The organism is uncultured Campylobacter sp. (assembly GCF_938017615.1).
Lineage (GTDB): Bacteria > Campylobacterota > Campylobacteria > Campylobacterales > Campylobacteraceae > Campylobacter_B.
The window spans coordinates 1-8337 of sequence record NZ_CALIJA010000109.1; the positions used below are offsets into that span (position 1 = coordinate 1).

The 8337-nt window shown below is 45.8% G+C and carries 11 protein-coding genes; 10 read left to right on the top strand and 1 reads right to left on the bottom strand.

What is annotated here, in order from left to right:
• The 10 genes from rplE to Q0620_RS05740 form a co-directional block, all read left to right on the top strand.
• A partial coding sequence (gene rplE, locus Q0620_RS05695; RefSeq protein WP_298783673.1) for a 50S ribosomal protein L5 occupies nt 1-412 on the top strand: 412 nt, incomplete at its 5' end.
• 1 nt (nt 413) lies between these two features.
• A complete protein-coding gene (locus Q0620_RS05700) occupies nt 414-599 on the top strand; it encodes a type Z 30S ribosomal protein S14 (RefSeq protein WP_005868990.1) in 186 nt (61 codons plus the stop codon).
• Between the two features lie 9 nt (nt 600-608).
• Nucleotides 609-1004, top strand: coding sequence for a 30S ribosomal protein S8 (gene rpsH / locus Q0620_RS05705; RefSeq protein WP_005868989.1), 396 nt, complete (start codon nt 609-611; stop codon nt 1002-1004).
• 77 nt (nt 1005-1081) lie between these two features.
• Nucleotides 1082-1618: a 50S ribosomal protein L6 gene (gene rplF, locus Q0620_RS05710; RefSeq protein ID WP_297941608.1), complete on the top strand. Its 537-nt coding sequence runs from the start codon at nt 1082-1084 to the stop codon at nt 1616-1618.
• 10 nt (nt 1619-1628) lie between these two features.
• The gene (rplR, locus tag Q0620_RS05715) at nt 1629-1985 is read left to right on the top strand and encodes a 50S ribosomal protein L18 (protein WP_298028401.1); all 357 of its coding nucleotides are present in this window, start codon (nt 1629-1631) and stop codon (nt 1983-1985) included.
• Between the two features lie 15 nt (nt 1986-2000).
• Entirely contained in the window at nt 2001-2444 is a 444-nt protein-coding gene (gene rpsE, locus Q0620_RS05720) for a 30S ribosomal protein S5 (protein WP_005868986.1), read from the top strand.
• Between the two features lie 12 nt (nt 2445-2456).
• Complete coding sequence (gene rplO / locus Q0620_RS05725) at nt 2457-2858, top strand: 50S ribosomal protein L15 (protein WP_297944102.1); 402 nt, start codon at nt 2457-2459, stop codon at nt 2856-2858.
• Complete coding sequence (gene secY, locus Q0620_RS05730) at nt 2858-4123, top strand: preprotein translocase subunit SecY (protein WP_298783675.1); 1266 nt, start codon at nt 2858-2860, stop codon at nt 4121-4123. Before rplO ends, secY begins: the two co-directional genes overlap by 1 nt.
• Nucleotide 4124: 1 nt before the next feature.
• Nucleotides 4125-4883, top strand: a complete 759-nt coding sequence (gene map, locus Q0620_RS05735; protein WP_297950201.1) for a type I methionyl aminopeptidase — start codon at nt 4125-4127, stop codon at nt 4881-4883.
• Between the two features lie 474 nt (nt 4884-5357).
• Nucleotides 5358-7397, top strand: coding sequence for a sulfatase-like hydrolase/transferase (locus tag Q0620_RS05740; RefSeq protein ID WP_298783678.1), 2040 nt, complete (start codon nt 5358-5360; stop codon nt 7395-7397).
• Nucleotides 7398-7568: 171 nt separating this feature from the next.
• Here the strand turns inward: Q0620_RS05740 and Q0620_RS05745 are convergent, their stop codons facing one another.
• The gene (locus Q0620_RS05745) at nt 7569-8285 is read right to left on the bottom strand and encodes a PAS domain-containing protein (RefSeq protein ID WP_298783680.1); all 717 of its coding nucleotides are present in this window, start codon (nt 8283-8285) and stop codon (nt 7569-7571) included.
• Nucleotides 8286-8337: the final 52 nt, after the last annotated feature.

The window sequence follows — 8337 nt, forward strand, 5'->3', positions numbered from 1 at the left end:
AGATCAAAAAGTGCTTCAAAATATGGCCGATACTATATCACTGATCGCAGGCCAAAAAGCGCTGATCGTCAATGCAAAAAAATCGGTTGCAGGCTTTAAAGTGCGCGAAGGTTTCCCGGTAGGCATAATGGTTACGTTACGAAAAGAGCAGATGTTTGCCTTCCTAGACAAACTGATCTCTATCGCGCTTCCTAGAGTTAAGGATTTCCGAGGACTACCTAGAACGGGCTTTGACGGACGCGGCAATTACAATTTCGGCTTGCAAGAGCAGCTGATGTTCCCAGAGGTCGAATACGATCAAATTTTAAGAACTCACGGTATGAATATAACCGTCGTAACGACTACAAATAACGATAAAGAGGCATTTAAATTGCTAGAGTTATTCGGCATGCCTTTTGCAAAAGGAAAATGATATGGCAAAAAAATCAATGGTAGCCAAGGCGAAACGCCCCGCTAAATTTAGCACTCGCGCATATACCAGATGTCAAATTTGCGGTCGTCCGCACTCCGTTTATAAGGATTTTGGAATTTGTCGCGTTTGCCTTCGCAAGATGGCAAATGAGGGCTTGATCCCGGGTCTAAAAAAAGCAAGCTGGTAAGGAGAAGAGATGATTAACGATCTTATTTCAGATGGACTAACTCGCATCAGAAATGCTGCGATGCGAAGGCTAGATACGACTAAGCTTTTTCACTCAAACGTAGTCGAGGCTATGCTTAAAATTTTAGCCGAGAAGGGCTATATCGAGAGCTACAACGTAGTAGAGGAAAACAATAAAAAGATCATCAACGTAGTGCTTAAATACGATGAAAAGGGCAGGAGTGTGATAAACGAAGTTAAAAGAATTTCGACTCCGGGTCGCCGCGTATATCAAGGCAAAGATGAGATCAAGCGCTTCAAAAACGGCTACGGAACCGTCGTCGTTAGCACAAGCAAAGGCGTTATGAGCGGTATCGACGCGCACAAAGCGGGCGTCGGCGGCGAAGTGCTTTGCACGATCTGGTAAGAAGTTTCTACTTTTTATGGCATTGTGGTATCCATTCGTAAAAGTAGACATACCCTAGACAAATAAAAAGGAAAATTATGTCAAGAATTGGTAAAAAACCGATCTCTATTCCAAGCGGCTTAGAGGTCAAAATCGACGGCTCGTCGTTAAAATTTAAAAAATCGAATAACGAAAAAGAGCTTGATTTAAAAGGTCATGTCGATGTAAAAATCGAAGACGGAAAGATAGAATTCTCACCTAAGGGCGAGGATAGACAGAGCAGGGCGTATTGGGGAACATACCGCGCTTTAGCCAACAATATCGTCCTTGGTCTTACCGAGGGCTTTTCAAAACAGCTCGAAATCAACGGCGTCGGCTATAGGGCTGCGATGAAAGGTAAGGTGCTTGAGCTAAATTTGGGCTTTTCGCATCCGATAAATTTTGAATCTCCAAAGGGAATCGAAATCTCGGTAGATAAAAACGTCGTAACCATCAAAGGCGACGATAAGCAGCAAGTAGGTCAAGTAGCAGCCGAGATCAGAGGATTCAGACCGCCTGAGCCGTACAAGGGTAAAGGCATCAAGTATCTTGAAGAGCATATCATCCGCAAAGCCGGAAAAACAGCTAAGAAATAAGGGTTGAGAAATGACACAGAACGTATTAAAAAGAAAGATCTCTTTACGAATCAAGAGAAAAAGAAGAATTCGCGCTAAAATTTCAGGCGTCGCATCTTGCCCTAGAATTTCTATTTTCAAATCCAATAGAACCGTTTACGCTCAGGCTATCGACGACGCGGCGAGCGTAACTTTGTGCGCCAGCAGCGGCAAGGTTTTAAATTTAAAGGCGAACAAAGAGGGCGCGGCTAGCTTAGCTAAAGATTTAGCCTCCAAGCTAAAAGATAAAGGCATTTCTGAAGCGATTTTCGATCGCAATGGCTATTTGTATCATGGCGTAATCGCAAGCTTTGCCGAGTCGCTACGCCAAAACGGCATCAAACTATAACCCAAAGGAATTATTGTGGAAAAGTATAATAGAGAAGAATTCGAAGAGGTAATCGTCAATATCGGTAGGGTTACGAAGGTCGTTAAAGGTGGTAGAAGGTTTAGGTTTACGGCTCTTATCGTAGTAGGCAATAGAAATGGCTTGGTAGGCTTCGGCTTCGGCAAATCCAAAGAGGTTCCCGACGCGATTAAAAAAGCGGTAGATGATGCGTTTAAAAATATTATCAAGGTAAATTTAAACGGCTCTACTATCACTCACGATATTGAAGTTAAATACAATGCGAGCAAAATTTTACTTAAGCCGGCGAGCGAAGGTACCGGCGTTATCGCAGGCGGCTCCGTGCGCCCGGTTTTAGAACTTGCGGGTGTTAAAGATATCCTTACCAAATCGCTAGGTTCGAACAACTCCTCAAATGTCGTAAGAGCTACGATGAAAGCTCTTAGTATGTTAAAACACTAACAAGGATAAAAGATGGGATTAGAAAATCTTAAAAAAGCCCCAGGCTCGACTCACGCTACTAAGCGCTTGGGTCGCGGTCAAGGAAGTGGCCTAGGTAAAACTGCGGGTCGCGGTGGCAAGGGTCAGACCGCGCGTACCGGCTCTCATGAAAAAAGAGGCTTCGAGGGCGGTCAGCAGCCGATTCAGCGAAGGCTTCCAAAGGTAGGTTTTACTTCTAAATTTGAAAAGCCTTACGTGATCAATGTCGATAAAATCGAAGCTATCAAAGATCTTAGCGAGATCACGATCGAAAGCATCAAATCCGTTCATAAAATTTCAAATTCCGTTAAAAAGATCAAGCTGATCGGCGTAGGTGCAAAAGCGCTCGCTAGCAAGATCAAAGACGAGAACGTAAAATTTAGCGGACAAAAATAATGAATAAATCGCTACGCAACAAAATTCTCATTACTTTGGGCTTTCTTTTTGCCTATAGGTTGCTAGCTTACGTGCCGGTTCCGGGAGTGGACGTTGAGGTTATAAAGCAATTTTTTCAAAGCAATAGCAACAACGCTTTTGGAATGTTTAATATGTTTAGCGGTAACGCGGCGGAGCGATTCAGCGTTATCTCGCTAGGCATTATGCCTTATATTACCGCTTCGATCATTATGGAGCTGCTCGCCGCGACCTTCCCAAATTTAGGCAAGCTCAAAAAAGAGCGCGACGGTATGCAGAAATATATGCAGATCATCAGATACGCTACCATCGTAATCGCTATGGTTCAATCCATCGGCGTTAGCATTGGCTTACAGAGCATCCACGGACAAACCGGAGCGCCTGCGATAATGGCGGAGAATACCAATGAGTTTGTTTTCATCTCGTGCATTTCGATGTTAGCAGGCACTATGCTTTTGATGTGGATCGGCGAGCAGATTACGCAGCGCGGCGTCGGTAACGGCACCAGCCTTATTATCTTTGCAGGTATCGTAAGTGCCATCCCTAGAGCGATCGGAAGTACTGTAAATTTAGTAAATACCGGTGAGATGAACGTTTTAAAGCTAATCGCGATCGTGCTAATCATCCTGGCTACTATCGGGGCAATTTTATATGTGGAGCTAGGTGAACGCAGAATTCCGGTATCGTTTTCGCGCAAGGTATTGATGGCGAATCAAAACAAGCGCATTATGAATTACGTGCCGATCAAGCTAAATTTAAGTGGCGTCATTCCGCCTATTTTTGCAAGCGCGATTTTGATGTTTCCGACTACAATTTTACAGGCAAGCACCAATCCGATCATCCAAAAGATCCACGATTTCCTAAGCCCTAGCAATTACTTCTTTAACTTTTTGACCTTTGTGTTGGTTATATTTTTTGCGTATTTTTATGCGTCAATTGCTTTTAATTCCAAGGATATTAGCGAAAATCTAAAGAAGCAGGGCGGATTTATCCCGGGTATTCGTCCGGGCGAGGGAACGGCGAGCTTTTTAAACGAAGTTGCCAGCCGTCTTACGTTTTGGGGTTCGATCTATCTCGGGTTAGTAACCGTCATTCCGTGGCTGCTCGTTAAATTTATGGGCGTGCCGTTTTATTTCGGCGGCACCAGCGTGCTGATCGTCGTCTCCGTCGCTCTTGATACGATGAGGCGCATCGAAGCGCAGATCTATATGAACAAATATCAGACCCTAAGTGCGGTCGGGCTTTAAAATGGCGATTTTGCTTAAAACAAAAAAAGATTTAGAGGGGCTTCGTGCGGCGAATAGGATCGTCGCGCAGGCCCTTGATTATGCAGCTTCATTCATAAAGCCGGGTCTTAGTTTGCTCGAAGTCGATAAAAAGATCGACGATTTCATCACTTCAAAGGGCGCGTATCCCGCTTTTAAAGGGTTATACGGCTTTCCAAACGCCGCCTGCCTCTCGCTAAACGAGGTCATCATCCACGGCATCCCAGACGAAACGATCCTGCAAGAGGGCGATATCTTAGGCGTCGATCTGGGCTCGAAACTAAACGGATATTTCGGCGACAGCGCACGCACTCTGCCCGTCGGTAAAATTTCAAAAGCCGACGAGGAACTTATCGCATGCAGTAAGGATACGCTGGAGTTTGCCATCAAAACGATCAGGGTAGGGATGCACTTCAAAGAGCTAAGCTTCGAGATCGAGAAATTTATCCGTGCGCGCGGCTTCGTGCCGCTATACGGCTTCTGCGGTCACGGCATCGGCAAGCACCCACACGAAGAGCCTGAGATCCCAAACTATCTGGAGGGCAACAATCCAAAATCAGGCCCCAAAATCAAAAACGGCATGGTCTTTTGCATCGAGCCGATGATCTGCCAAAAGGACGGCACGCCGGTTATCGCCGAGGATAAGTGGAGTACGAGAAGCAAGGATGGGCTCCGCACTAGCCACTATGAGCACTGTATGGCTGTTTTCGACGACAAGGTAGAAGTCCTAAGCATCGCATAGATTTTCGCACAAAAGGCGACTTGAGCTAGTTAAAATTTTTCACTTTGTCGGTGCGAAATTTCGCCTGCGCTTAGCTTTCGACAATTTTACATCGCTCGCGTCTTGGAATTTTACCTCAGCCGCTTCATGCATAAATTTTTATCCAAAAGCCTTTTGAAACCTATCGCACTAGAAATTTTAAAAGCCGAGATTTTAGCTCATGCTTTCTGTTTTTAAAGCCTCGTTTTGTAGTTTCGCTCATAGATTCGCTTTCAATTAAAATTTAGCCTTAAAATTCCGTCGCCCAATTCTACTACCCCCCCCTCCCCCGTATCTTTAAAATTTAGCTGTAAAATTTGAAGCGTAAAGGCGCGCAAGTAAGCAAGCTCAAAGCTTTAAGCGGCTAAGATTGCGCCTTGATTTTAAAGCGAAAACATGTCGCGCTACGCAGAGTGCGCGCCGTCGCATCTCTTCGTACAAGGCAGGAAATATAAAATGAGAGAAAAATTTTATGTAGCGCTAGCAAATATAGGCGGACTTATGGAGAGGACGAAAGCGGGTAGGCTTATAGTGCGCTTGCTTATGAAAATCGACCGCGGCTTTTTTGCCGCGCTGCGAGAGCGTCCCGTATGGAGGGTGTTTTGGCTTAGCACGGCGCTATGCTTGCTTGCGTGCTGGGCTAAGATACATTATCAGATCAATGGGTATCATTTTTCGCATGTATTTAAAGGCTTTTCTGCGGTGCTCATCATAAATTTGCTCATCTTTCACCTCTGCTATCTGCTTGGCGGCCGATTTTTTAAGTTCGTTTCGTTCGTGTTACTAGCGCTAATTGCGCTAATTGCGAGCGTGGCTTTATTTTTGATCGTAAATTTCGACTCAAGCTTCAACGTCGTGGCGATCGACGCGCTTGTGCATACCGATGCAGCCGAGACGCGCGAGTTCGTTTTGCAGTTTCTTAACCCCGCAACGATTTTATATTTAGCAGTGCTGCTTGGCTGCATCTTTGCGGCGCTAAGAGCAGGGCGGAGAAAGAGGGAGCAAACGCATAGCCGCCTAGGATTGCTGTTAGCGGCGATTTATCTCATTTACGGAACGATCTTTTGCGCGGATATCGCCGTTAAAGCTTCCCAGGGCAAGCAAGGCTATATAACCAAGCTATCGCAATACGTCCCGCTGGAGTTTGCCTTTACGATAAAAGACTACCTGAGCGATAAAAATTTCATCACCGATATGCGCGAAGTGCAGCTCGGATATGACGAGGCCAAGCGCGCGAACGAAAGCGTTTTAAAAGGCAGCGCAAATTCAGATCCGCAAGGCGTCGCCTCGGGCTCCGCGTCTGAAAATTCCACGCCCGCATCAAGCGCACAGGCGCAAAATTACGGCGCAAATTTAAATTCTACGCTCGCCCCAGGCGCTGAGCCGCAGAGTTGGGGCAAGACTTTAAATTCTGCGCCGCAAAGCCCCAGCGTGATTTCAAATTCTAAAAACCCTGAGGCCGCTACAAACCCCGCCTTGCAAAAGTCTCGCGTCAAAAATATCATCCTAATAATCGGTGAGAGCTTGCAGCGCGGGCATATGTCGCTCTACGGCTACGGCATTAAAAATACACCGCTTTTGGAGGGTCTCGAGGCGAGCGGCAATCTGATAAAATTTGGCGATACAATCTCGCCTTACGGCACGACTAATCAGGTGCTGATGCGGCTTTTAAATTTCAGCGATTACGAAAGCGAGCGCAAAAGGGCGTGGTTTCGCAACCTTAGCATCATCGATATGTTTAAGCTAAGTGGCTACCGCACCTTTTGGATTAGCAATCAAGAGGCTTTCGGCGCACATGCGTTAAGTGCTAAAAGCGCTGCCGATCGCGCGGACGCGGAATCCTTCCTCTCAAAGAGCAATCTTTATGAAACCGTCCGCATCAAGCCTGACGGAGTGCTGCTTCCACTCATAAATCAGGCGAAAGCGGGGCAGAGCGAGCGAAACTTCTACGTGATCCATCTCATCGGCAGCCACATGGATTACAGCCTGCGCTATCCCGAGGGATTTGGCAAGTTTAGCGCGGCGGATGTAAAGGCAAAACTTACTTCCAAGCAGAAAGATGTCGTCGCGTATTACGACAACAGCGTGCTTTACAACGATTTCGTTATAAATGAAATTTTTAAAATTTTTTCGGGTGATGACAGCCTCATCGTCTATCTTAGCGATCACGGCGAAAATTTATACGAAAACGGGCGCCTTGGGCACGGCATGGAGAGCCGCTTTACTTACGAAATCCCGCTGCTTTTCATAGGCTCTCGCGAGTTTTTGAGCGATCATGCTAAGCTATGGCATAGGCTAGCTGCGGCGAAAGATAAGCCTTTTATGAGCGATGATTTGGCGCATCTGTTAGCAGATATCATCGGTGTCGCGCCACTTGAGTTTGACGAGCGCAAAAGCCCGATACGAGCGGATTTCAATGCTTCGCGCAAGCGAATTGCTAACGGAGTCGATTATGACGAGAAATTAAAGAATACGAAGGGCTACGAGTTCGAGTAACAGATGAGTTTTGCTTTTATGCCGTTACATGCTACATAAAATAGGAATTAGTATGTCCTACTTTTTGATTTGTTCATCAAATTCAGATTAAATTCGCGCCACTCCAATGGCTACGCTAATAAAAAGGCGCGCAACGCTTATTAAATTTTAGATCAAATTTATGTACCGCGGTTAGCCCTTCTTCTTTACCTCATCCATATACGAGTAAATCGTGACTTTCTGCGTCCTAAGCGCCTTTGCGACGAGCTCCACTGCGCCCTTTACCTCAAAAATCCCTTTTTGCGCGAGAAATTTTACGATGCGCTTTCGATCCTCTTTCTTCATCCTCTCCACATCCAGATCGTGCGTAGCCGATGCGATAAGGTCTTGGACGATATCAAGGATATTTTGCTGTGAATCGTTAGAGCTTTGCGTTTCTAAATTTGCGCCATCCTTTAAGCTCGCCCCGTCTAATGCCGCGCTATTACAGCCTCCGTCGGTAAAATTTGCGCCCTGCAACTCCTTGCTATCGAGTTTCGCATTCGGCAGCAGATTTTTTATTACTTTGTATGCCGCCATGGCGCTTGAAGTATCTATATTTACACATAGCGCGCCTACTACTTTGCCGTTTACGGCGCGGATCAAAGAAGTCGAGGAGCGTATGAGCTTGCCGTTTTGCGCGGTGAAGTAGTAGTTTGCGGTGCAGTCGTTTTCAAAATTTTTGCTTAGTAACACGTCCTTTACCAGATGATCGAAGCTTTGACCGATCCTTCTGCCCGTTACGTCGCCGAGGACGAAAACGACGGAGTTTTGCGGCGTGCTCATATCGTGGATGACCACCTCGCAATCGCCGATCGTATTTTTAATAAGGTGCGCGGTCGGTATAAAGGTCTGCAAAAGCTGATTCAATTCGAGTTCCTTAAATTTCATATAAAAAAATCTATAAATTTAAATTAAATTT

Coding starts and splice junctions, on each gene's coding strand:
- rplO (WP_297944102.1), top strand. CDS start 2,457: ATGGGATTAGAAAATCTTAAAAAAGCCCCAGGCTCGACTCACGCTACT.
- Q0620_RS05700 (WP_005868990.1), top strand. CDS start 414: ATGGCAAAAAAATCAATGGTAGCCAAGGCGAAACGCCCCGCTAAATTT.
- map (WP_297950201.1), top strand. CDS start 4,125: ATGGCGATTTTGCTTAAAACAAAAAAAGATTTAGAGGGGCTTCGTGCG.
- rpsH (WP_005868989.1), top strand. CDS start 609: ATGATTAACGATCTTATTTCAGATGGACTAACTCGCATCAGAAATGCT.
- rplR (WP_298028401.1), top strand. CDS start 1,629: ATGACACAGAACGTATTAAAAAGAAAGATCTCTTTACGAATCAAGAGA.
- Q0620_RS05740 (WP_298783678.1), top strand. CDS start 5,358: ATGAGAGAAAAATTTTATGTAGCGCTAGCAAATATAGGCGGACTTATG.
- rplF (WP_297941608.1), top strand. CDS start 1,082: ATGTCAAGAATTGGTAAAAAACCGATCTCTATTCCAAGCGGCTTAGAG.
- secY (WP_298783675.1), top strand. CDS start 2,858: ATGAATAAATCGCTACGCAACAAAATTCTCATTACTTTGGGCTTTCTT.